The following is a 22877-nucleotide window of genomic DNA, read 5'->3' as shown; positions in this document are numbered from 1 at the left end:
GGCAGCCGGATCCGCGGAGATCAGCGCTCGTGAACGACGCGCCCGTCGAATACCGTCAGGTCCACCTCTGTGTCCGTGATCGAGTGCGGGTCCAGGTCCAGCAGCGGGCGGTCCAGTACGCACAGGTCCGCGACCTTGCCGACCTCGATGGACCCCTTGAAGTCCTCGGCGAAGTCCTGACGGGCCGGATTGATCGTGTAGGCGCGCACGGCCTCGGCGAGCGACACGCATTGCTCGGGCCCGCTCGGCCGACCGCTGGCCTTCGACTCCCGCAGCATCATCGCGGCCACTCCCTGCCGCCAGTCGGGCTCGGTGATCGGTGCGTCGGAGCTGGCGCAGACCGTGACTCCGGCCTCGACGGCGGACCGTACGGGCCACTGGTAGGCGGAGCGGTCGGGGCCGACGACCTCGTCCATCAGGTCGGAGATGGTCCACTTGATGGCGGGGTTCATGTTGACGCCGTAGCCGTGCGCGGCGAGCCTCGCGAGGCTGGCCGCGCCGACGAAGTCGCCGTGGATGACGTAGTGGCGGGCATCCGGGCGCGGTGCAACCGCGTTCGCCGCGAGGAAGGCGTCGACCACCGTGTCGATGGCCAGGTCACCGGTCACGTGCACGCCGAGTTGAAAGCCCGCCTCGTGGGCGACGCGGATCATCTCGGACAACTCGTCGCTCCGGAGCCCGGGGGTGTCTCCATGCACGCACAGCGCGCCGTTGCCGCCGTCGGCGTACGGCTCGCTCATCCAGGCCGTGCGGTTGGGCGGCACCCCGTCGGCGAAGATCTTGACACCGATGGCGTTCAGGAGGCGTGGGTCCGGGGACTTGGGGCGCCGCAGCTCGGCCAGACCCCTGCGCACGTCGTCGGCCGAGCCGCCGATCGGCGCGGGCAGCAGCAGGACGCTGACCCGGGAGTGGAGTTCGCCGCTCGCGGCGAGGTCGGCGTAGGCGGTCCAGTTGTCGGTGCTGAGCCCACCGAAGAGGGACGTGGCCCCGCCCGGGCCGAGGCCCGGTTCGGTGTAGCTGGTGATGCCGCGTGAGTGGAGTTCACGCACCACACCCTGGATGGCCCGACGGCGTTGACCGGCGTCGGGCGAAGGCAGTTCGGCTTGTACGAGTTCCTGGGCGGCCTCGCGAAGGATGCCGGTGGGTTCCCTTGCGGAGTCGGTGTCGATGACGCCGCCGGGGGGCGGCACGCTTGCCGCGTCGATGCCGCACAGGCGCAAAGCGGCGCTGTTGACCCACACGAGATGCGAGGAGAAGTGGGTCAGACAGACCGGGTTCCGCGGTGCGACCGCGTCCAGGTCCCGGCGGTGCGGGAAGCGCTGCGGATCGGCCAGGCACTCCGCCAGATACCCGGCGTCCCAGCCCAGTCCGATGATCCACTCGCCGGGCCGGGCCGCGCCGGCCGCCCGCTCCACGGCAGTGGCGATGTCGGCGATCGACCCGACCGAGGGGTGGCCGACGTCCAGGGCGAACGGCGGCTTCGTCATGCCGTACGCGGCTCCGTGCAGGTGGGAGTCGTTGATGCCCGGCAGGACGGTACGGCCGTCGAGTTCGACGACCCGGGTGCCGGGTCCTGCCATGGCGCGCATCTCGGCGTCGCTGCCGACGGCGACGATGTCCCGGCCGCGTACGGCCACGCCCTCGGCCACGCCGAAGTCGTCGTCCACGGTGAGGACCTGACCGCCGGTCAGGATGAGGGAGGGGGCGTTGTCGTTCACGTGAGTCCTCTCGGAGTGGGGGTCACCGCGTCAGCCGCGGGCCGAAGTAGGCGAGTGCCGCGCCTGCCACCAGGGCGGTGCCCTGGGCCATCTGCTGCCAGAACGTCGGCACGCTCAGCAGTGTCAGTCCGTTCTGCAGACACCCCAGGAAGAGCACGCCGAGCAGCACACCGAAGACGGAACCGGAGCCACCGGTGAGCGCGACGCCACCCAGTAGTACGGCGGTGAGTACGGTCAGTTCGAAACCCGCGCCCGAGGTCCCTGCGACCACGCTGTCCAGCACCGACGCCTTGACCGCCCCGGCAAGGGCCGCCGCCACGCCCGTGGCGACGAACAGCGCGAAGGGCGTCCGGCGGATATTGATGCCGGAGAGGTGGGCGGCCTCCCGGTTGACGCCGATGGCGAAGACGTGCCGCCCGGCCGGGGTGAGCGCCAGGAACAGTGCGCCCGCCACCAGGACGAGCGCGGCGATGAGGACCGGCGCGTCGATCCCGGCGATCCTCGATCCACCGAGCCAGGCGAACCCGGACCCGAAGCTGCTCAGCGGCAGCGGGAAGAGCTGCTGTGCCAGTCCGCGCACCGCTGTCAGCATGCCCAGCGTCACGATGAAGGCGGACAGCCCCAGGTAGCAGCACAGGATGCCGTTCACAGCGCCCACCGCCGCACCCACGGCCAGCGCGCCGAGCACGGCGACGACGGGCGACTGGTGCTGCTGTCCGGCGAGCCAGCCGGCCACGAGTCCGCCGACGGCGAGCGTGGAGCCGACCGAGAGGTCGAGGTAGCCGCTGATGACCAGCAAAGCCAATGGCACGGCCACAATGGCGAGGGTGGCCGCGTCGATGGCGATCCCGCGCAGGTTGCCGGGGTCGAGGAAACTGCCGGTCGTCAGCTGGAAGACCAGAACCATGAGGGCGAGGACGACGAGCAGGGGATTGCGCCGCACCGAGTTCAGGCCACCTCCGGCCAGGGCGCGCGGGCCCGGTGTCAGGCGGTTGGTCGGGGCCGTGGTCGCGGTGGTCATGCCGCTCCTTCCGAGGTCGTGGAGGCGGTGTCGTCGGCGTCGTGGACGGCCGACAGCAGGGCGGTTTCGGTGAGTTCGCCGCCTTTCAGTTCGCCCACGATGCGGCCTGCGGAGACGATCAGACAGCGGTGGGCGAGCGCGACGACCTCCTCCGGGTCGCTGGAGGCGAACAGCACGGCTGTACCCCGCTGTTCGGCGAGCGCCGAGACGATCTGATAGATCTCCTGCCGGGCGCCGACGTCGACACCCTGGGTGGGCTCGTCGAGGAGCAGCACGTCGACGCTGCGAGCCTCGTTGATCCACCGGCCCAGGACGAGCTTCTGCTGGTTGCCGCCGGAGAAGGCGGCCGCCGGCAGTCGCGGCCGGGCGGGGCGCAGCCCGACCGCCTGGGACATCGCGTCGAAGACCCGCCGTTCGGCGCCCAGTGCGCGTAGCCCGCACCGGGCGAGCGGACGGATCGTCGGCAGGAGCGCGTTGTCCTGGGCGCTCAGCACAGGGAACAGACCCTGTCTGCGCCGGTCCGCCGGCACGAGGGCGATCCCCGCGGCCAGCGCGTCCGCGGGACGTGCGGGTGTGACGACCTGCTCCCCCACCCGCACCGTGCCGCCCGAGGCCCGGCGCCCGCCGAAGAGGGTCTCCAGGATGCGCGTGCGACCTGAGCCGATCAGGCCGTACAGTCCGACGATCTCGCCCTCGCCGACGCCGATCTCGACGGGACCGAACCCGGGGCCACGGAACCCGTCCGCGGTGAGCCGGGGGGCACGCGGAGCCGGGGTGCCGGTGGCGGTCCCAGCCACGGCACCGCCGGTCGTCCCGAGGTTGTCGGCTGTCTTGTCTACTGCCGGGCCGCTCGCAACGGGTTCCGGTCGACCGGCAATGACGTCGACCAACTCACTGCGTGTGTACCCCGACACTGTCGAGTGGTGGGCGACCCTGCCGTCACGCAACACCGTCACAGCGTCCGCCAGCCGTTCCACCTCGGCGAGGAGATGGGTGACGTAGACGATGGCCAGACCCTGGGTGCGCAGGTCCTCGACCCGTTCGGCCAGGGCGCCGGTCTCGGCCCCGGAGAGGGCGGCGGTGGGTTCGTCCAGGACCAGCACCGAGGCGCTGCGGCTGAGGGCCTTGGCGATCTCCACCAACTGCCTTTGCCCCATGGGCAGTTCAGCCACCCGGTCACGCGGCGAACAGCTCGCCGCGACCCGCTCCAGCAGACCGGCCGCCACTTCCTCCTGGGCGCGGCGGTGAACGGTGCCGTACCGGGTCCACTCCTGGCCGAGGAAGATGTTCTCCGCCACCGTCAGCGAGTCGACGACGCTGAGCGACTGGAAGATGATCGCCACGCCCGCGGCGATCGACTCGCGCGGACTCAGACGCGCATGGGAGATCCCACCCACTTCGATCGTGCCCGCGTCCGGCGGAAAGGCGCCGCCCAGGCACTTGATCAAGGTGGACTTGCCGGCGCCGTTGTGGCCGAGGAGAGCGTGCACCTGACCGGCCGGGACGGTGAGATCCACGCCGTCCAGGGCTCTGACGCCGCCGAAGGACTTGCTCAACCCGCGTATCCGGAGATTTGGTTCCGTCATGGCGGGCGCCTATGAGTTCTGCGCGAGCAGGTCGTCGATCCTCGCGGTGTCGCCGCGCCCGACGAGCGTGATCGGCACCTGAACGCTGGGGTTCGCCTTTCCCGCGGCCACCGCGAGGGGCACGTCGACGACGGCGTTCGCGATGTCCTTCGGGGCCAGTGCGGCCGAGGCACGGTAGAACGTGCCCTGCTTGATGGCGAGGAGGGAGGGGGCGGCGCCGTCCTGCCCGCCGACGAAGGTCTTCGCGTCGGTCGCCTTGCGGCCCGTCTGCTGCAGCGCCTTGAAGCCGCCGTACGCGGCGGCGTCCGTGACCCCGAGGATGAGGTTGAGGTCGGGATGCTTGGCAAGGACGGCGCGGGACTTCGACAGTCCGGTGTCGGGGTCGATGGCCTGCTCCCGGGCAACCACGTCGACGCCGGGCGCGTTCTTGGTGAAGGCGTCGATCATGCCCTTGGTCCGCTCGCGGCCGAGCTGGATCGTGCTGTCGGTGAGGAAGGCGACCTTGCCCTTTCCGCCGAGCTGCTCGTTGGCCCACTTCGCGGCGGCCTCCCCGAGCAGTGTGCCGCCCTCGAGGAAGCTGAACTGGATGTCCGCGCTCTGGTGTTCCAGCGATCCGCCGTACGTCACCCAGATCAGCCCCGCGTCCAACGCCCTCTTGGCAATCGCCTCGGTGGCCTCGAAAACCATCGGGAACGACACGATGGCCGGGATCTTCTGAGTGACCCACGTGGTGAGGTTGGTGGCCTGAGTGTCGGGGTTGCTCGCGTCGCTCGTGGTCAGCAGGGAGACGTCGTGCTTCTTCGCGGCGGCCGTGGAGAGTTTCACGAGCGTCGAGTAGAGCGGGAGCTGGGTGAAGGGATAGTCCAGGCCGATCCTGGTGAGGGTTCTCGACCCCGCCGACGCGCCAGCGGGGTCGGCCGTGCTCGCGCCGTCGTCCGGGGCGGAGCAGCCCGCGGCGGCCAGCGCGGTAGCGGCGAGAACACCGCCGGAGAGAGCCAGGAACTGCCGACGCGAGGCCGGGGAGGGGTACGGGGATCTGGTCATGGCGGGACTCTCCGTAAGGATGCGGCCCGAAGCGGCTGCGTCGGGCATCCGGCTGTGGCGAACAGGAAAGACCCAGGCGTCCCGACCCCGCCATCCGTAGAAATACCGACTGCCAGAGAGGCCCGGCAGTGACCAGCGGGAACCCGGTCACGAAACGGCGAACGGCTTGTCCGGCCCACCCGAAGCGCATATCGTTAGGGGTCAAACGACATTCGTCGTGGGTTCCCGGAGGCCCTCATGGTCAGCCACCATCAGCTCGCGGCAGCGACCCGCATCGGAATGCTCACCCGCGAACGCGACACCGCCTCGGCCTGCACCCAGGCGCTGCACGAACTCCGCCGCGCCCTGCCCCTCGACGCCGCCACTCTCCTCGCGATCGATCCGATCACCGGAGCACACCTGCAGATCGCGGGCATCGGCTACACGCCCACGACGTCCGAGTCACTGGCCGCCGAGTTCGTCTCCACCCCGTGGTACGCCAATGTCGTACGGCAGACACTCCCGCCATCCATCACCGAGGACGCCGAAGACGCGGCGTCCGTCGGGCAGCGTTTCCGCAACGGCTGGTTCTACGCCGAGCGGGTTCGGCCGGCCGGGTTCCGCGACGCGCTCACCGGCGCCCTGCGCCACCACGGCCGTCTGGTCGGCCTGGTCAACGTGTCCATCGAGGGATCAGGCACGTACGACACGGAGGCGCGGCACCTGCTCGCCTCGATCCTGCCTGCGCTGGGCGCCCTCGCCGACCCCACGGCCCACACCGGTGACCTGCACGACCTTCCGACAGCCGCGGGAGCGAACCTCGTCACGGCCGAGGGCGTCATCGACCTCCCGGGCCGGCACCCTGCCGAAGTTCTGGCCGACACCGAATTCCGCCGCCTGGCAAGCGCGTTCGCCGAATCGGGCGGCCTTCGACTGCGGCTCCTGTGGCCGGTCGGCCAAGGCTGGAACCGTGTGATGCTTCGCCGGTGCACGGCGGGATCGCCGATCGTACGAAGGGCGGTCCTCGTGTCCGAGACACCGACGCAACTGCCGTACGGCCTGAGTCCGCGCGAACTGGAGGTGCTCACACGGGCCGCCAGGGGCCAGACCAACCAGGCCGTCGCACAGGCACTGTTCCTGTCCCCGCGGACGGTTCACAGCCACATCGAGCACCTCCTCCGCAAGACGGGCTGTGCCTCACGGGCCGAAGCCACAGCCCTCGCCGTACGCGACGGTGTGCTGAGGCCCACCCCACAAGACGTGGAACACTTCGTCGAGCGGTCCCCCGCCGATTGAGAAGACCGAGCGCGCAACCAGCGCCCGCTGCAAGAGAGGGAACCCCGGTCCCCGAATCCCCCCACCTTCTTCTCACTCTCGTACAATTTGGCTCCGAACGATCAAAGGAGCATGCCTGTGCCCGGCCACCGATCCATCACCGAAGCGGAGAAGCTGGCAGCGGCGAAGCTCGGGGGGACACCGATCCACCGCGAGCAGATGGCGGTGGTCGCCAACATCTACCGCGCCGCGTCGGCCGTCCGTCAGCACCTGGAGAACTCGGTGCTGCGCGGCGCCGATCTCACCTGGACGGCGTTCGTGGTGCTGTGGGTGGTGTGGATCTGGGGCGAGTCGGAGACCCGGCACATCGCGGAGGAGGCGGGCATCTCCAAGGGGACCCTCACCGGGGTGTCGCGGACGCTGGAGGGGCGGGGGCTGCTCAAGAGGACCGGTCACCCTTCCGACGGCAGACTGGTGCTGCTGAGTCTCACCGAGGAGGGTGAGGCGCTGATGCAGCGGCTGTTCCCGGAGTTCAACCAGGAGGAGGCGTTCGTCGCCTCACGGCTCAGTGACGAGGGGTGCCGGGACGTCGCGGAAGGGCTGCGCCAGGTCGTGCGGCAGGTCGAGGAGCATGGTGAGGAGCGTCGCCTGACCCTCCTCGACGGTGCCAAGCCGACACAGCGCCGCAGCGGGCGGCGCGCGAAGGGCTGAAGCCCAGCACGGAAAGGCCGCGAGGAGTTCCGGCAACTCGGGCGGGGTCAGCGTCTGTCGCGGGCAGCTCGCACCAAGGCGTCGAAGAGGCCCTGCTGCGCGGGGTCTTCGTGGGCGGTGTCCTCCGGGTGCCACTGGACGGCGATGAACCATCCGTGGAGGCCCGGGTGTTCGAGTCCCTCGACTGTTCCGTCGGCGGCACGCGCACTGACCGTGAGTCCCGCGCCGAGGCGGTCCACCCGCTGGTGGTGGTAGCAGGACGCCTCCGTCTTCGCCACGCCGGTGGCCTGCTCCAGCAGGGTGCCGCGTTGGATCGCCACCGGGTGCACAACGTGCCGGTGTTCGCGCTCGGGGCCGCCCATGTCCTGTTCGAGGGTGCCGCCCAGGGCGACGTTGACGACCTGAAGGCCGCGACAGACCGCCAGCACGGGGAGACCCACGTCGAGTGCCTGGCGGGCGACTTCGAGGTCGAAGGCGTCCTGGAGGTCGTCGACGTCGTAGACGCTGGCATGAACACCTTGCGCGCCGTAGTGGTGCGGGGCGAGGTCTCCGCCGCCGGGGAGCAGGATGCCGTCGAAGCGGGCCAGGCGGGATGCTACGTCTCCGGACGCGGGGTGGATGCTCGCCGGTTCGCCGCCGGCCCGCCAGACGGCCTCGATCAGAGCGCGGGCGTTGACCTCGGCGGCGTACCGCAGCGCGGAGGTCGTCGCGGAGAAGCGGGCGGGGACGGCGATCAGAGGACGTACAGGGGTGACAGGAGTGCGGGTCACAGCTGGATCCAGGTGGTCTTGAGCTCGGTGTACTTCTCCAGGGCGTGGGCGGACTTGTCCCGTCCGTTGCCCGACTGCTTCATGCCGCCGAAGGGGACGGTCAGGTCGCCCTCCTCGTAGCAGTTGACCCACACCGTGCCCGCCCGCAACGCCCGGGAGACCTTGTGTGCGGTGGACAGGTCCGAGGTCCACAGGCCGGCGGCGAGACCGTACTCGGTGGCGTTGGCCAGCCGTACCGCCTCGTCCAGGTCGTCGAAGGCGAGCACGGACAGCACCGGGCCGAAGATCTCCTCACGAGCCAACCTCATACCGGGGTCGACGTGGTCGAAGACGGTCGGCTCCAAGTAGCTGCCACCGGTGTCGGCAAGGGTGCGGGAGCCGCCCGTGAGCAGGCGGGCGCCTTCGGCCAGACCCGTACCGATGTGGTCCTGTACGCGCCCCAGGTGGTCCTCGCCGACCAGGGCACCCATCTCGGTGGCGGGGTCGAGCGGGTCGCCGATGCGCAGCTCGCGGGCGCGTCGGACGATCGTCTCCGTGAGGCGTTCGGCGATCGAGGAGTGGACCAGCAGCCGGGAGGGAGCGGTGCACATCTCGCCCTGGTTGAAGAAGATGCCCCAGGCGGCGGTGGCGGCCGCCTTCTCGAGGTCCGGGGCGTCCGGGAGGATGATGTTGGGCGACTTGCCGCCCAACTCCAGCCAGACGCGCTTGAGGTTGGAGTCGGCGGCGTAACGCAGGAAGTGGCGTCCGACGGCCGTGGAACCGGTGAAGGCCAGGACGTCGACGTCGGGATGGAGGCCCAGCGCCCGCCCCGCCACCGGCCCGTTGCCGTTGACCACATTGAGTACGCCCGGGGGAAGCCCGGCCTCGGTCGCGATCCGGCCGAGGAACAGCGCGGACAGGGGTGAGTTCTCCGACGGCTTCAGTACGACCGTGCAGCCCGCGGCCAGCGCCGGGGCGACCTTCCAACCCGCCAACGTCAGCGGGAAGTTCCAGGGAACGACCGCGCCGACCACCCCGGCCGGCTCCCGGGTGATCAAGGCGAGAGAGTCCGGGGCGGTGTGCGGCGACTCGTCGGTCAGCTTGTCCGCCAACTGCCCGTACCAGCGGAAGGTGTTGATGAGAGCACGCAGTTCGATCTCGTACGCGTCCGTGATGGGCTTGCCCATCTCCAGGCTGACGGTGAGCGCCAGTTCCTCGCGTCGCTCCTGGAGCACCTCGGCCATCCGCAGCAGCGCCCGACCCCGCTCGGCAGGCGCCAGGCGCGGCCACGGACCGGCGTCGAAGGCACGACGGGCGGCAGCCACGGCCGCCTCCACCTCGGCGGTGCCCGCGTCGGCGACCCGGGTCAGCACCTGACCGTCACGGGGCGAGACTGCGGCGAAGACCGCCCCGCCGCCACCCTCGTCGGCGCCGTCGATGTGATGGGCGCCGGACAGGTCCAGGGACTTGGCGCGGCGCTGCCACTCCTCGTGGGTGACGTCCAGCATGCGGGGACCTCCAGGGTGATTATTTGAACTCAAACGATAGGCTGTGCGTGGAGCGCCCGCAAGCGCTCACCGAATCGATCCGGCAGGCCCGCGGGCCCCGGGGAAAGGAGCGACGCCGTGCGCGCACTCGTCCTTCAGCACGACCATGTGACGGAACCCGGGCTGGTCGGGGCCAGGCTCATGGAACGCGGATACGACCTCACCGTCCTGACCGTCGTACCCGAGCACCGCCACCAGGCTCCGGACGTGACGTTCGACTTCCCCGAGGCCGACGGCTGGGACCTGCTCGTGTCACTCGGCGCCCCGTGGTCGGTGTACGACGAGACCGCAGTCGGCAGCTGGATCGGCGGTGAGCTAGCACTGCTGCGCAAGGCCCACCACCTCGGCATCCCGGTCCTCGGCGTCTGCTTCGGCGCCCAGGCACTGACCACGGCGCTCGGGGGTTCGGTCGAGGCGTCGCCGCACCCCGAGATCGGCTGGGTCGAGGTCGACACGGACGATCCTTCCCTGGTGGGGACCGGCCCCTGGTTCCAGTGGCACTACGACCGCTGCGTCGCGCCGCCCGGAGCCGTGGAGGTGGCCCGCAACGCCGTGTGCGTGCAGGCGTTCCGGGTCGGCCGCAGCCTGGGGGTGCAGTTCCACCCGGAGGTCACCACGGGGACAGTGCGTGGCTGGCTCGACCTCGGCGGCGCGGAGCAGTGCGTACAGCACGGCGTGGACCCCGGCGAACTGCTCGGCCGAAGCCGGGAGCTGGAGCTGACGGCCCGGGCAAACGCCCGCCGCCTGGTCGACGCGTTCGTCGACCGGGTGGCCGCCTCGGCCGACTGACCGGCGGACCGCCTGCCGGGGAGGAGAGCGACACCCGGCCGCCCTCCCGGACCGAGTGGCGGGCGGGGCCGGCTGCCGGCCCCGCCCGCCGTGCCGCGTCAGCCGTCGGCCGCCGCCCTGCCGCGGGTCAGCCGTGCCGTCACCACTCCCGCGACGAGGACCGCCGGGACAGTCAGCTCCAGCCAGATGGCGGTGCTCTGCTCGCCGCCGATGAGCGTGGTGAAGTTCTCCATGATCAGCCAGACCGCCCCGGCCATGCCGAGCGCACCCAGGGCCGGCGCGATCAGCGTGTTCCACGGCCGGGTGTCCAGTCGCTCCCGGCGGAAGAAGACGACCACGGAGAGCGAGGTGAGCAGGTACAGCAGCATGATTCCCAGGACGGCCACTCCGCTGCCCCAGGAGAACAGGGCGAGGACCGGGTCCTTGCCGGCCAGCGCGAAGGGGACGACCAGAACGACCGCGATGGCCGTCTGGACCCATCCGGCCACGGCGGGCGACTGCCGGCGGTTGAGCGTCGACAGCCCGCGGGGCAGCAGCCCGTCACGGCTGAGCGAGAACAGGTAGCGGTTGGCGGAGTTGTGGAAGGCGAGGATGCCGGCGAACAGGGAGGTGGCCAGCAGGAGGGGCAGGACGTCGTTCACCCAGGTGCCGAACAGGTCGGCGATCGGCGCGAAGACAAAGGCCGTCGAGTCGCCGCCCTCCAGAGCCTTGCCCGCGGCGCCGGTGGCCTTCGAGGCACCGTACGAGGAGATCAGCATCCAGGAGGCGAACGCGAAGAAGCCAGTGACGAGGGCGACAGCCAGATACGTGGCCCGCGGCACCGTCTTGCGCGGTTCGCGCGCCTCCTCGCCGTAGATCGCGGTGGCCTCGAAGCCGACCATCGACGCCACGGCGAACATCAGCGCCACACCCGGCGCCCCGTCCAGGGCCGCACCCGGTGAGAACGACTGAGTGACACCGAGCCCTTCGGGCCCACCACCCTTGAAGAGGGTGACCAGCGCGAAGACGGCCAGGATGCTGAACTCCGCCAGCACGAAGACCGCCAGCACCTTCGCGCCCATCTCGATGCCCACGGCGCCCAGCACCTGGACGATCGCCATGGTGACCACGGCACACACCCACCAGGGCACGTCCGCACCCGTGTAGTGCTCCAGCAGACTGCTCACGGTGGCGCCGTACAGGCCGTACATGGCGGCCTGGATCGCACAGTAGGCGAACAGCGCGATCCCCGCGCTGCCCGTCCCGAGGTACCGGCCGAGACCCTTCCCGATGTACGTGTAGAAGGCGCCGGCGTCCACGACGTGCCGGCCCATGGCCACGAAGCCGACGGAGAACAGCAGGACGATCACGCCGGCCGCCAGATAGGCGGCGGGAGCGCCGGCGCCGTTGCCGACGGCCACGGCGATGGGCACCGCGCCCGCGACCCCGGTGAGCGGCGCCTGCGCGGAGAGGACGAAGAAGAGGATGCCCATGACGCCGAGCGAGTTGGGCTTGAGCTTGCCTGCGGTGGAGGCGTCGGGCGCGGTCTGGTTCGCAACCGCCGTCTGACTGTCCACTCGGATCACCTGCCAGGGAGGAAGAGGGAATCGTTTCAGGCCAAACGAGTTGCCTCATAGTGGGGTGGAACTATCCGTTTGACAAGGGGTCGCGCCGAGATTCCCGGGCACCTCCCGGTTCCTTACGGGGCCGTAACCGCCGCGCAATGCCCGTGGTCCTGGACGACGGACGTCCAGGACCACGGAACGCTCGGGTCAGCGGGTCAGGCGTCGCCTTCCGGAGTCCCGTGGCCGGCGTCGACGAGCAGCCGAAGCAGGGCGCGCAGCTCCTCGATCGCGGCATCGGTGGTCTCGGGCTCGCCGAAGACGAGCTGGTGCAGCACGAGACCGTCCAGGGCCGCGAAGACGAGCCGGGTCAGCGGACGGCCGGCCCCGTCGGGCAGCATGCGGGCCAGCTCGCGCCCGCTGGCGTCGAAGTACTCGTCGTACAGCGCGCGCAGGTGCGGCAGCAGTTCGGGGCGACGCCTGGACTCCAGCAGCAGCTCGTACTGAAAGGCCTGTATGTCCGGATCAGCGGTGACCATGTCGGACACCCCCACCGAGAAGTCCGCGACCTTGCCGGTGCCCGGTTCCAGGGCGCTGGTGTTCAGCGAGGTGCGGATCGCGTGTGCGAGCGCCTCCTCGATCAGCGCGTCACGGGAGCCGAAGTGGTGGACCACGAGACCGTGGGTGGTCCCCGCCTCCTGCGCGACCGCCCGGTAGGTGAGCCTGCGCAGTCCGCCCTGCGCCACGACCCGTACGGCGGCGTTGAGCAGAGCCTCCCGGCCCTCCCCGTAGTTCATGCGCCGACGCGGCTTGCGGCCATCAGGAGTATCGGCGGATTCGGTCATGGCTGCGACCCTACCCGGCCGCTTCGTGACCGGGCATACGCCGGAGCGGCCCGTCGGACCGGTCGGGGGCGGGGAGCGGACGCCGCACCGGGGCACCTCGTCGGTCAGTCCCGGTGCGAGGCCGTGTCGCGGCCGGCATCAGCGCTTGGGCGCCCTGATGCCGCGGAACTCCCAGTCGCCGCCGAGCGCGGTGGACAGCACCTCCTCGGACTCCGTGGGCTGGGCGCCGACATCGGTACGGACGGGAGTCGGCCCGGTGACGATGTGGTTCGTCAGCCGTCCGAGGCCCTCGACCTCGACCTCGACGACGTCGCCGGGCCGGACGGGCCGGGAGTTGGCGGGCGTGCCGGAGAGCAGCACATCGCCGGGATGGAGAGTGATCGTGCGAGCGATATCGGCGACGAGGTAGTGCATGTCCCACTCCATCTCGTCGGTCGAACCGTCCTGCACCACCTCGCCGTTGACGTACGTCCGCAGGTACTTGCCGTGGAAGTCCCAGTCGGTGACCAGGCCGGGGCCGAGCGGGCACAGCGTGTCGGAGCCCTTGACGCGGAGCATGGATCCGGCGTCGGTGTCACGGAAGTCGTGCAGGCCGTAGTCGTTGGCGACGGTGTAACCGGCGATGTACTCCCCCGCCTCGGCCTGCGAGATGTTGCGCGCGGTCCTGCCGATGACGATGGCGACCTCGCCCTCGTAGTTCAGCCACTTGCAGCCCTCGGGGCGGACGATCGCGCCCTTGTGGGAGTTGAGAGAGGAGGTCGGCTTGTGGAAGTAGGTGGGCGTCGGGGTGAGCCGGATCCGGAACTCGTCCACGCGGCTGCGATGGTTGAGGTGTACGGCGATCACCTTGGAGGGCACGACCGGGGGCAGGTGGTGCGCCTCCTCGGTCTTCACGCGGCGGCCGTCTCCGGCGACGAGTTCATCACCCTCGACGGTGACCTGGACGGCGGCGCCGTCGAGGAGGATGCGGCGGTACTCGGGCATGACAGGGCTCCTGGATACGGCTAGACGCGGCTGTGAGGGGTGCGTGGGGACGGGGCTGCGGGCAGGCCGGTGCCGGTCCAGCCGTCGGTCGGACGGTCGAACCACAGATGCACCTGACCGGTGCCGATCGAGTTCTCGTACTCCCCGTACTGACGGGCCTTGGCGATGCACGCCTGCTCACCCAGGGCGCCGGCCATCATCAGGTAGTGGAAGAACTTCGCCTCGGGCTTGTACTTCCAGAACTCCGGCATGGTGTCGAGGACCTTGTCGTGGCGGCCGTCCTTGAACCAGGCGATGCGCTCGTGGTCCGCCTCGCGCGCCTGAGGCGTGAAGATGTGCACCGGGTCGCCGGCCTCGTGGTCGCGCAGTTCACGCAGCGGCCAGAAGGTGTGGGAAAGGGCGCCGGAGGCGATGACCAGCACGCGGCGTCCGGGGGTTGCGGCGATGCCGTCCGCGAGGGCTCGGCCGAGGCGCAGATGGTCCTCCATGTCGCCGGTCTGGCAGACCCCGATGGTCACCCACCGCTTGTCGGGCAACCCCTCCCCCAGGAACTTCCAGAGGTTGGTGGTGGCGTAGTAGATCGGCAGGTAGTCGTCCTCGATCGCGGTGATCCAGGTGCCGTGCTTGTCGGCGAACTTCTCTACGTTGCGGGCGAGTTCGGGGTCGCCGGGAAAGTCGTACGGCATCCGGCACATGCCGCGCGGCAGCTCCTCGGAGGTGAACAGGCCGGCGCGGCGCTGCTGGGCGGTCACGACGAACTCGACCGTCGTCGCCCAGTGCGAGTCGAGGACGACCACGGTGTCGTAGTCGTCGCGTTCGAAGACGTCCTTGCGGAGTTGCCGGAGCCCGGTGACGAGGGTGATCTCCTTGCCCTCGTTGAGTTCCAGCCGGTCCTCCTCCGGGAGCACGATGGTGGGGACATGGGCGAGGAGGCCCGCCCCGACGATCTCACCCATGGTTCTTCCATCCGTTCGGTGCGGTGACCGTGTTCTTGACGTCGCAGTAGAAGTCGAAGCTCCAGGTGCCGCCCTCGCGGCCGACGCCGGAGTGGCGGGAGCCGCCGAAGGGTGCCTGAAGGTCGCGTACGAAGAAGCAGTTGACCCAGACGGTGCCCGCGACGAGCTGCTCGGTGACGCGTTCGGCGCGCTCCGCGTCGCCGGTGGCGAGGGTGGCGGCCAGGCCGAAGCGGGTGTCGTTGGCGAGGCGGACGGCTTCCTCCTCGGTGCTGAAGGTCTGCAGGGTCAGGACCGGGCCGAAGACCTCCTCCTGCACGATCTCCGAGTCCTGGGCGACATCGGTGAGCAGGGTCGGTGCGTAGTACTGGGTGTCCTTGCGGTGTCCGCCGATGACGGCACGGGCTCCGGCCGCGAGCGCCCGCTGCACGAAGGTGTCGATCTTCTCCAGCTGGCGGGGGTGGATATTGGGTCCGATGTCGGTGGTCTCGTCGCGCGGGTCGCCCTGCGTGAGCGTCGCGGCCTTCTCGACGAACCGGCGCGTGAACTCCTCGGCGACCGACTCCTCGACGAGGAAGCGGGTGGCGGCGAGGCAGACCTGCCCGGCGTTGTCGTACTGCTCGACAGCGAGGTCCACGGCGAGGTCGAGGTCGGCGTCGGCGAAGACCAACAGCGGTGACTTGCCGCCGAGTTCGAGGCTGAGCGGAGTGAGGTTGCCGGCGGCGGACTCGGCGATGCGCTTGGCCGTCGGCACCGATCCGGTGAAGCTGATCCGCCGTACGTCCGGGTGCGCGGTGAGGGCGTCGCCGATCTCCGAGCCGTAGCCCTGGACGACGTTGAGGACCCCGGCGGGCAGCCCTGCCTCGGCCGCGATGTCGGCGAGCAGGGAGGCGGTCAGCGGGGACCACTCGGCGGGCTTGAGGACGACCGTGTTGCCGGCCGCCAGGGCGGGGGCGACCTTCCAGGTGGCCAGCATCAGGGGCGCGTTCCACGGGGTGATCAGCACGGACGGGCCCGCCGGGTCCCAGCTCACGTGATTCCTGTGACCGCGTGTCTCGAAGTCCTCGTGTTCCAGCTTGAGCAGCCAGTCGGCGAAGAAGCGGAAGTTGTGGGCGACACGGGGCATCACGCCCCGACGGTGTGAACGCAGCAGCGCGCCGTTGTCGGTGGTCTCGACGATCGAGAGTTCTTCGATCCTCTTCTCCACGCCGTCGGCGATGGCGTGGAGGATGCGAGCGCGTTCGGCGCGTGAAGTGGCAGCCCAGGCGGGGAAGGCGGCCTTCGCGGCGGCCACGGCTGCGACGGCTTCGGCGGGACCGCCCCGGGCCATCTCGCCGAGGACGCTCCCGTCGATGGGCGAGACATCGGCGAAGGTGTCATCGGAGGCGACACGCTCGCCCCCGATCCAGTGCCGGGTGTCGACGGAAACGCCGCCGACGACGATGTTGTCAGGCATAAGAAGGGCTCCAATTGAACGAGGGGAAGACGGCCTGCCCAGGGGCGCGGGGAACTGCGCGACCAGCCACGAACGACCCGCAGCCGACCACGAACCTCACCCGGCAGACGCTCCCGAGGTGCCGGACTCCAGCAGTCGGCCGCCGTCCCAGACGACGCCGACCTGGCGGTAGTAGGCGGCGATCGGCTCACGGATCTCCAGTCGGGCCAGTTCCTCGGTGGGCGCCTCGAAGATCTCCAACTCGGCGTCACCGACCCACGCCTGCCCGCCCTCGAAGGAGGACGCACCGGACTCGATCAGTTCGTCGAGCGCCAGGCCCTTGCCCTTCTCGATCGACGGCAGCCACCGGTGGTGGGCCATGGGGTGTCTGTTGACGAAGCCGTTCGTCTCGGACGGCTCTCGCAGGGTCACCACGGCCTGGGCCAACCGCCGGTCCGCCGCGGCGAGCGTTGCCCCGAAGCGCGCCCCCGCCGCGATCCGCGGAGCGGGCCCGTACGGATGCGGCCGCGTCTGGTGAATCGATCCGAGCTTCTTCGGATAGCCCTGGTGCAGGCCACGGGCGATGGCGAAGTCCCTGTCGACCCAGATGTACACGCACCGGGTGTAGGTCTGCCCCCTGTACTTGCAGCGGACGACCGCGAAGGCCTCCTTGTACTGGGAGAGCACCGGGTCCAGCAGTTCGCCTCCGGAAGTGGAGCAGGACTGCCAGTCGGCCCAGATCAACGCGACCGCACCAGGGTCCTCGTCGGCCAACTCCAGTGGCTCGGGCAGCAGTTCGCGCACACGGGCGGGGTCGGTGCGGTATTCGACAGTGAGCAGGTCACCTGAGTAGCGCCACGGCGGGGAGGGAATCAGCGACGAGGCACCGCTCGCTGTCTTGGGGTGGAAGTAACCACGGACAGGGGTCATGAGGGGCTTCCTTACACGGTGAGGGCGGGCGACTTGAGCAACTGGGCGCGATAACGGGCGGCGCCCATCGCGGCAGCCTGGCCGCCGAGCGCGACGACACCGACCAACCGACCACCGGTGTGGAAACCGACCAGGACGTCGTCCTCCGGGTCGCCGTCCAGGACACGGACGTCGTCCTTGCCGAGGACCGGCGCCCCGAAGGACTGCAGCCGGAAACCGTGCTGGTCGCTCCAGAAGGTGGGCAGTGGCGCGAAAGGAGCCACCTCGCCATCTGCGCCGGCGAGGTGGGCCGCAAGCACCTTCGCGGCGTGCTTGGCGGTGTCCGTCGGGATGGACCAGTGCTCGACGCGGCGGGGTACGCCGTCGTAACGGGCATTGGGAAAGCGGGCGACGTCGCCGACCGCGACGGCGTCCGGGCGTCCGCCGATCCGCAACCGCTCATCCGTGAGCACACCGTCGGACAGGTCGAGCCCGTTGCCCTGCAGCCACTCGACGTTGGCGATCGAGCCGACCGACTCCACGACCACATCGGCAGGCAGGACCGTCCCGTCGCCGAGGACGACCCCGGTCACCCGGTCCTCGCCCTCGAACCCGGCGACCCCCTGGCCGAGCGCGAAGCGCACCCCACGCTCCTCGTGACGCTTGAGCAGCGCACGTCCGAGCAGTTCGCCGAGCGGGCCCACCATGGGCAGCGGCAGCGGATCGACGACGGTCACCTCGTGGACACCGAGTCCTACGGCGGTGGCGGCGACCTCGCAGCCGATGAATCCCGCGCCGACGACGACCACTCTGGCGCCCGGCCGGGTCAGTTCGTCCCGCAGGTCCTGGGCGTCGGCGAGGGTACGGACGGTGTGACGGCCATGGAGCGGGCCCGGGCAGCGCAGCCGCCGGGGGCGCATTCCGGTGGCGACGACCAGTCCGTCGTACCGAACGGTCTCGCCGTCGTCGAATTCGACGGTCCGTTCGTCCAGGCGGGCCGCGACGGCCTTCGTGCCGAGACGCCACTCCACGTCGGCGGCGGCCGCCTTCGGTGTAAAGGTCAGGGACTCGAACGGCACCTTCCCCGCCAGGACTTCTTTCGACAGCGGAGGCCGGTTGTAGGGCATGTGGGGCTCGTCGCCGACGACCGTGATCGCCCCGGTCCAGCCCGCCGCGCGGAGCTGCTCGGCGGCACGCAGGCCACCCATCGAAGCGCCCACGACGACTACGCGTCCGGTCATGGTTGCGGCCATGGGGACTCAGGCCTCGATCCGGATGGCCTGCAGCGGACACACGTCCGCGGCCTCCTCGACCTCGTCGCGCAGCGCCTCTTCGGGGCCGGAAACGTACACCAGGTGTCCGTCGCCATCCATGGAGAAGACGTCGGGTGCCGCGAAGACGCACTGGCCGTGGTCCTGGCACTTGTTCATGTCGACGACGACCTTCATGGCGGTCCTCCTGAGGGTGAGGGCGTCGGAGCAGGGAGAGGGCTGAAGAGGGGCCCGCCCGGGTGTGGCCGGGCCCCTCGGCCAAAGGGGTGCAACAGAGCCACACCCCTGACTCGTTTGACTTCAAACAACATAGGAACCCGCTCCCCTCTGGTCAATACCTGTCCAGGTGGATAAATTTTCTCGGCCGGCCTCTTGCGGGACGGCGACTTCGCTCCATACCGTTCGGGACCAAACGAGCACACCGGGGTCTGTTGGCCTGAACCCGCACCCCGGCTTCCGTTTTCTGCACACCCCACCCCCCAGAGCCCCCGAAGCCTGGGGAATGTCCCCACCCAGCCGCCCGAGGAGACACCGGTGAGCGCATCCGACACCCCAGACATCCGCCGGCACATGGAGCGGCTCGCCGCCGAGGGCGTCGACGTGGTCCGGGTGATCTACCCCGACCTCATGGGCACCGACCGTGCCCGGGACGTCCTGCTGGACCACCTGCCGTCGGCGTCCGAGCACGGCCTGGCCTTCTGCCGCGCCGTCTACCACACCTCCCCTCAAGGGGACGTGGTCCCGGTCACGGGCGGTCTGGACGCCGGTCTGCCGGACGTGTGCGTACGCCCCGACCTGTCCACGGCGGCCCCCCTGCCCTGGGAGCCCGGCGTCGCCACCTGTCTCGGCGAGGTCACCGACCCGGCGACCGGGGGCCCCGCCCCCGAGTCACCACGCGACCTGCTGGGCAGCGTCCTGGCCCGATGTTCCGAGCGGGGACTCTGCCCCGTCGTCGGCCCCGAGCTGGAGTACTTCCTCCTGGAGCCCGCCCCCGGCACGCCCACCGGCTGGCGCCGCTCGCCGGAGGCCATCGGCGCCGTCTACACCGCCGGCCTGCGCGCCGACCCCGACAACCACCTGCTGCGCACCCTGCGGCAGCTGCGCGACCTGGGCCTCGGCGTCATCACCGGCAACCACGAGTTCGACGGCGGCCAGTACGAGATCAACCTCACCCACTCGGAGGCACTGGACGCCGCCGACCGCGCCTTCCGCTTCAAGGCGGCCGTCAAGGAACTGGCCCGCAAGGAAGGCAACATGGCCACTTTCATGGCCAAGCCCTTCGGTGACGCGGGCGGCTCCGGGTTCCACCTCCACCTGTCGTGCGGCGATACCGAGGGGCACAACACCTTCGACGACCCCTCCGGCGCGTACGGCCTCTCGGCCACCGCCCGCCACGCCATCGCGGGCATCCTCGCCCACGCACCCGCGCTCACCGCACTGGCCAACCCGACCGTGAACTCGTACAAACGCTTCGGACCCGACACCCTCGCGCCCTGGCTGATCGACTGGGGACTCGACAACCGCAGCGCCATGGTCCGCATCCCGCCCGAGCGCGGCAGCGGCGCCCGCCTCGAACTCCGCCTCGGCGACGCCAGCGCCAACCCCTACCTGCTGATCGCGGGCACCATCGCCGCCGCCCTGCTCGGAATCCAGGAAGGCGAGGAGCCACCCGCCCCGCTGGAGGGCTACGGCTACGACACCGCCAAGTCCGCCCTGCTGCCCGCGAGCCTGCCGACCGCGCTCGACGCGCTGGAGGCGGACTCCGCCCTGACCGACGTCCTCGGCAAGGACTTCACCACCTCCTTCCTCACCTACAAACGGAACGAGGTCGAACGCTTCCAACGGCACGTCACGGACTGGGAGTTCACCGAGTACGCCTACCACCTGTAAGCCCGCCGAAAGGCCGCCGGCCCTCGTCGCCCTCGCCCAGGAGATCCACCACCATGACCAGCCCCACTGCCCGCGCCGTCCCCACCACCCGTGCCGAGCTGCGCGCCGCCCTCGACGAGCCCATGCCGCTCGACCAGGTGGACCTCGCCGACCTCGACAACTTCGCCGACGGCGTCACCCCATGGCGGATGTTCCACACCCTGCGCCACCAGGACCCGATCCACTGGCAGCCCGAGGAGGCCCCCGACTCCGGCTTCTGGGCGGTGACCCGGCACGCGGACATCGCGCGGGTCGACCGTGACGCGGAGACCTTCACCTCCACGAAATTCGTCAACCTCGAAGAGGTCGACGAGGACCAGATCAAGAAACGCGCCTCCATCCTGGAACTCGACGGCGTCCGCCACCGCGCCCTGCGCAGCGTGATCCAGCGGCAGTTCGGTGCGGGCGTCATCAACAGCTACACCGACTTCCTGCGCGGACTGACCGCGACCACCCTGGACGCGGCCCTGGCCAAGGGCACCTTCGACTTCGTCGCCGACGTCTCCGCGGACTTCCCCATCAACGTGCTGGCACGCCTGCTCGACGTACCGCCGAAGGACAACCAGCGCCTCATCGACTGGGGCAACCGCATCATCGGCAACACCGACCCCGACTACGCGGACGTCCTGCTGAACAGCGCGGAGAGCGAGCAGTACCGTGACCTGCCCTTCCGCTCCCCCGCCTCCCTCGAAGTCTTCGAGTACGGCCGGGAGCTGGCCCGGCAGCGGCGCGGCGGCGACGGCACGGACCTGGTGTCGAAGCTGGTCAACACCACCCCGCGCGACGGCGTCCCGCTGTCCGCGCAGGACTTCGACAACTACTTCCTGCTCCTGGTAGTGGCCGGCAACGAGACCACCCGCCACACCATCTCCCACTCGATGCTGGCCCTGCTCCAGCACCCCGAGCAGCTGGCCAGGCTCAAGGACGACCCCTCCCTGATTCCCACCGCGGTCGAGGAGTTCCTGCGCTGGGCCTCCCCTGTCTACCACTTCCGCCGTACCGCCACCCGCGACGTCGAACTCGGCGGCAAGCAGGTCAAGGAGGGCGACAAGGTCGTCATGTGGTTCGCCTCCGGCAACCGCGACGAGGACGTCTTCGACAACCCCTACGACCTGGACGTCACCCGCACCGACAACGACCACGTCACCTTCGGCAAGGGCAGCCCCCACCTCTGCCTGGGCAACCTCCTCGCTCGCACCGAGATCCGCATCATGTTCGAGGAGCTGATCCCGAGGATCGCCGACATCAAGCTGGCCGGCGACGTCCCCCGGGTGCGCTCCAACTTCGTCAACGGCATCAAGAAGCTGCCGGTCGAGGTGACCCTCACCTGACGACCCGCCCAAGGCGACGCGGGCACTGTACAGCCGGAACGTCATCGCGGTGTGCTGAGCCCGACAGACTTGGCCAACGAGGTGACACACCTCGGAACTCGGTTCGTCCGGCGCTACGGGGCCCGGTTCAAGGTGTGCTGGGCAGGGGACACCGCCCCCTGCCCAGCACACCTTCTGCCTGTGGCGGCCGGACTCGCTTGAAGCGGCGTTGGGGTCGTCACCCTCGGCAACAGTCGATGGGTAGCTGCTGCGGCCACTTCGCCAACCGACAGGAGGCCGGTGCGTTCATCCAGCTCACCGGCATGCTGCACAGGCTGTTGCGGCAGCAGGAGGGCAAGCGTGCGGAGCCGTCCGCATGATGTCTGCTTCTGCGCCGCGGCATCACCTTCCAGAGGAGGCGTTCGTTGGAGACGGCTGGCTTGCCCGCGTCATGAAGATCGAGTGCACCGACTGCGGTCATCGGTGGCCCGCACATTCGTGATCAAGAAGTGGGGCGCCACCGGCTCCCGCAGGGGCGTGTCGATCTGCCTGTCGGCCGACGTACGTGACCGGGCGGCCGGGCATGTACGCAGTTCGCCGTAGGTATCGGGGCAGCGGCCTCTCGCAGAGCGGGCCGGTGAGATCACCGAGCGAGTCGGCGCAGGTTCGTTGTGGGGTCGGCCAGGAGGGCCGGGTCCACCCGCTTCTTGCGTTCTTGGATCCTGCGTGCGGCACGCACCGTGTGGGGATCGTTGATGGCAGCGGCTCCCAGCAAGGTCCCGTCCTCGCAGACGTGCAGTGCCGCGAAGGCATCGTCCGGATTTCCGCGCCGCACGATTCGATTCTTGCCCGATGCCATGTCCCCGAAGGCCTCGGCATGCACACCATGACGGTCCGTCCAGAACCACGAGGAGACTGCTGCGCGGCCGCAGGACCCTGATCGACACCGACTCCGCTGGCGGCACCCACGACTTCGTCGCCCGGGTCGCTCAGCGGGGCCAATGGCTGTTCCATTCCGTCGGCATGACGGTCACCGACGCCATCCACCAGCACATCCCGAAGACTGCCTGGACACCGGCCGTCGAGAAGGACGGCGATCTCCGCGCCGACGCCTGGGTCGCCGAACTCACCGGAGACGTCCTCACCGGGTGACCGAGCGGCATGCGGCCCCTGCAGTCGCCACGGGTCGACCGCAACCAAGGAACGACAACCGAACCTGCCTGTCCGCACTATCTCGGTTTGTGGCTGCCAAACTCCGTCAGGTCTTCCCAGTTGAGCTCG

20 protein-coding genes and 1 pseudogene are annotated in these 22877 nt (G+C 70.0%); 6 read left to right on the top strand and 15 right to left on the bottom strand.

The window, feature by feature from the left end; all coding sequences use genetic code 11:
* Window positions 1–20: 20 nt before the first annotated feature.
* Genes SLINC_RS43430 through SLINC_RS43415 form a run of 4 tightly spaced genes read right to left on the bottom strand, consistent with a single transcriptional unit; the run spans window position 21 to window position 5369 of the window.
* On the bottom strand, window positions 21–1718 hold the full coding sequence (locus tag SLINC_RS43430; protein ID WP_067443913.1) for an amidohydrolase: 1698 nt from the start codon (window positions 1716–1718) through the stop codon (window positions 21–23).
* Between the two features lie 22 nt (window positions 1719–1740).
* Complete coding sequence (locus SLINC_RS43425) at window positions 1741–2739, bottom strand: ABC transporter permease (protein ID WP_067443912.1); 999 nt, start codon at window positions 2737–2739, stop codon at window positions 1741–1743.
* On the bottom strand, window positions 2736–4325 hold the full coding sequence (locus SLINC_RS43420) for a sugar ABC transporter ATP-binding protein (protein WP_067443911.1): 1590 nt from the start codon (window positions 4323–4325) through the stop codon (window positions 2736–2738). Before SLINC_RS43420 ends, SLINC_RS43425 begins: the two co-directional genes overlap by 4 nt.
* A gap of 9 nt (window positions 4326–4334) precedes the next feature.
* Window positions 4335–5369: a sugar ABC transporter substrate-binding protein gene (locus SLINC_RS43415; RefSeq protein WP_067443910.1), complete on the bottom strand. Its 1035-nt coding sequence runs from the start codon at window positions 5367–5369 to the stop codon at window positions 4335–4337.
* Window positions 5370–5606: 237 nt separating this feature from the next.
* Between SLINC_RS43415 and SLINC_RS43410 the strand changes: the two genes are divergently transcribed.
* The gene (locus SLINC_RS43410; protein WP_067443909.1) at window positions 5607–6644 is read left to right on the top strand and encodes a helix-turn-helix transcriptional regulator; all 1038 of its coding nucleotides are present in this window, start codon (window positions 5607–5609) and stop codon (window positions 6642–6644) included.
* A gap of 117 nt (window positions 6645–6761) precedes the next feature.
* Window positions 6762–7334: a MarR family winged helix-turn-helix transcriptional regulator gene (locus SLINC_RS43405; RefSeq protein ID WP_067443908.1), complete on the top strand. Its 573-nt coding sequence runs from the start codon at window positions 6762–6764 to the stop codon at window positions 7332–7334.
* Between the two features lie 47 nt (window positions 7335–7381).
* Here SLINC_RS43405 and SLINC_RS43400 read toward each other — a convergent pair whose 3' ends face one another.
* Window positions 7382–8104, bottom strand: coding sequence for a gamma-glutamyl-gamma-aminobutyrate hydrolase family protein (locus SLINC_RS43400; RefSeq protein WP_067443907.1), 723 nt, complete (start codon window positions 8102–8104; stop codon window positions 7382–7384).
* Window positions 8101–9591 carry an aldehyde dehydrogenase gene (locus SLINC_RS43395; protein WP_067443906.1) on the bottom strand — a complete coding sequence of 497 codons (1491 nt, stop codon included), beginning with the start codon at window positions 9589–9591 and terminating at the stop codon, window positions 8101–8103. Before SLINC_RS43395 ends, SLINC_RS43400 begins: the two co-directional genes overlap by 4 nt.
* A 117-nt stretch (window positions 9592–9708) precedes the next feature.
* Between SLINC_RS43395 and SLINC_RS43390 the strand changes: the two genes are divergently transcribed.
* The gene (locus SLINC_RS43390; RefSeq protein ID WP_067443905.1) at window positions 9709–10419 is read left to right on the top strand and encodes a type 1 glutamine amidotransferase; all 711 of its coding nucleotides are present in this window, start codon (window positions 9709–9711) and stop codon (window positions 10417–10419) included.
* 98 nt (window positions 10420–10517) lie between these two features.
* Here the strand turns inward: SLINC_RS43390 and SLINC_RS43385 are convergent, their stop codons facing one another.
* From SLINC_RS43385 to SLINC_RS43350, 8 genes are all read right to left on the bottom strand, one after another.
* Window positions 10518–11975, bottom strand: a complete 1458-nt coding sequence (locus tag SLINC_RS43385) for an APC family permease (protein WP_067443904.1) — start codon at window positions 11973–11975, stop codon at window positions 10518–10520.
* A 203-nt stretch (window positions 11976–12178) separates the two neighbouring features.
* Complete coding sequence (locus SLINC_RS43380; RefSeq protein WP_067443903.1) at window positions 12179–12805, bottom strand: TetR/AcrR family transcriptional regulator; 627 nt, start codon at window positions 12803–12805, stop codon at window positions 12179–12181.
* A gap of 138 nt (window positions 12806–12943) precedes the next feature.
* Entirely contained in the window at window positions 12944–13789 is an 846-nt protein-coding gene (locus SLINC_RS43375; RefSeq protein WP_067443902.1) for a fumarylacetoacetate hydrolase family protein, read from the bottom strand.
* A gap of 20 nt (window positions 13790–13809) precedes the next feature.
* Window positions 13810–14745, bottom strand: coding sequence for a 3,4-dihydroxyphenylacetate 2,3-dioxygenase (locus tag SLINC_RS43370; protein ID WP_067443901.1), 936 nt, complete (start codon window positions 14743–14745; stop codon window positions 13810–13812).
* Window positions 14738–16198, bottom strand: coding sequence for an aldehyde dehydrogenase (locus SLINC_RS43365; protein ID WP_067443900.1), 1461 nt, complete (start codon window positions 16196–16198; stop codon window positions 14738–14740). Before SLINC_RS43365 ends, SLINC_RS43370 begins: the two co-directional genes overlap by 8 nt.
* 96 nt (window positions 16199–16294) lie before the next feature.
* Window positions 16295–17107 carry an acetoacetate decarboxylase family protein gene (locus tag SLINC_RS43360; protein ID WP_067443899.1) on the bottom strand — a complete coding sequence of 271 codons (813 nt, stop codon included), beginning with the start codon at window positions 17105–17107 and terminating at the stop codon, window positions 16295–16297.
* Between the two features lie 11 nt (window positions 17108–17118).
* Window positions 17119–18327 (bottom strand): NAD(P)/FAD-dependent oxidoreductase, encoded by a 1209-nt coding sequence (locus SLINC_RS43355; RefSeq protein ID WP_067446469.1) that lies wholly within the window; start codon window positions 18325–18327, stop codon window positions 17119–17121.
* A gap of 18 nt (window positions 18328–18345) precedes the next feature.
* Complete coding sequence (locus tag SLINC_RS43350; RefSeq protein WP_067443898.1) at window positions 18346–18534, bottom strand: ferredoxin; 189 nt, start codon at window positions 18532–18534, stop codon at window positions 18346–18348.
* 357 nt (window positions 18535–18891) lie between these two features.
* On the opposite strand from SLINC_RS43350, the gene SLINC_RS43345 reads away from it, so the two are divergent.
* Window positions 18892–20247, top strand: a complete 1356-nt coding sequence (locus SLINC_RS43345; RefSeq protein ID WP_067443897.1) for a glutamine synthetase family protein — start codon at window positions 18892–18894, stop codon at window positions 20245–20247.
* A 53-nt stretch (window positions 20248–20300) separates the two neighbouring features.
* Complete coding sequence (locus SLINC_RS43340) at window positions 20301–21617, top strand: cytochrome P450 (protein WP_067443896.1); 1317 nt, start codon at window positions 20301–20303, stop codon at window positions 21615–21617.
* A 622-nt stretch (window positions 21618–22239) separates the two neighbouring features.
* Here the strand turns inward: SLINC_RS43340 and SLINC_RS43335 are convergent.
* Entirely contained in the window at window positions 22240–22599 is a 360-nt protein-coding gene (locus tag SLINC_RS43335; protein WP_079165004.1) for an oxidoreductase C-terminal domain-containing protein, read from the bottom strand.
* Between SLINC_RS43335 and SLINC_RS46830 the strand changes: the two are divergent.
* A pseudogene (locus SLINC_RS46830) lies at window positions 22506–22745 on the top strand (IS1380 family transposase); the annotation flags it as partial. The gene SLINC_RS43335 and the pseudogene SLINC_RS46830 overlap by 94 nt on opposite strands.
* Window positions 22746–22877: the final 132 nt, after the last annotated feature.

The sequence above is a fragment of the Streptomyces lincolnensis genome, assembly GCF_001685355.1.
GTDB lineage: Bacteria > Actinomycetota > Actinomycetes > Streptomycetales > Streptomycetaceae > Streptomyces > Streptomyces lincolnensis.
Note: the sequence above shows the minus strand (reverse complement) of the source record. Positions and strands in the feature narration are given on the sequence as shown.

Excerpts from the sequence above, each read along its gene's own strand:
- SLINC_RS43425 (WP_067443912.1), bottom strand. The coding sequence starts at position 2,739 with ATGACCACCGCGACCACGGCCCCGACCAACCGCCTGACACCGGGCCCG.
- SLINC_RS43420 (WP_067443911.1), bottom strand. The coding sequence starts at position 4,325 with ATGACGGAACCAAATCTCCGGATACGCGGGTTGAGCAAGTCCTTCGGC.
- SLINC_RS43415 (WP_067443910.1), bottom strand. The coding sequence starts at position 5,369 with ATGACCAGATCCCCGTACCCCTCCCCGGCCTCGCGTCGGCAGTTCCTG.
- SLINC_RS43410 (WP_067443909.1), top strand. The coding sequence starts at position 5,607 with ATGGTCAGCCACCATCAGCTCGCGGCAGCGACCCGCATCGGAATGCTC.
- SLINC_RS43395 (WP_067443906.1), bottom strand. The coding sequence starts at position 9,591 with ATGCTGGACGTCACCCACGAGGAGTGGCAGCGCCGCGCCAAGTCCCTG.
- SLINC_RS43380 (WP_067443903.1), bottom strand. The coding sequence starts at position 12,805 with ATGACCGAATCCGCCGATACTCCTGATGGCCGCAAGCCGCGTCGGCGC.
- SLINC_RS43375 (WP_067443902.1), bottom strand. The coding sequence starts at position 13,789 with ATGCCCGAGTACCGCCGCATCCTCCTCGACGGCGCCGCCGTCCAGGTC.
- SLINC_RS43370 (WP_067443901.1), bottom strand. The coding sequence starts at position 14,745 with ATGGGTGAGATCGTCGGGGCGGGCCTCCTCGCCCATGTCCCCACCATC.
- SLINC_RS43365 (WP_067443900.1), bottom strand. The coding sequence starts at position 16,198 with ATGCCTGACAACATCGTCGTCGGCGGCGTTTCCGTCGACACCCGGCAC.
- SLINC_RS43360 (WP_067443899.1), bottom strand. The coding sequence starts at position 17,107 with ATGACCCCTGTCCGTGGTTACTTCCACCCCAAGACAGCGAGCGGTGCC.
- SLINC_RS43355 (WP_067446469.1), bottom strand. The coding sequence starts at position 18,327 with ATGACCGGACGCGTAGTCGTCGTGGGCGCTTCGATGGGTGGCCTGCGT.
- SLINC_RS43350 (WP_067443898.1), bottom strand. The coding sequence starts at position 18,534 with ATGAAGGTCGTCGTCGACATGAACAAGTGCCAGGACCACGGCCAGTGC.
- SLINC_RS43340 (WP_067443896.1), top strand. The coding sequence starts at position 20,301 with ATGACCAGCCCCACTGCCCGCGCCGTCCCCACCACCCGTGCCGAGCTG.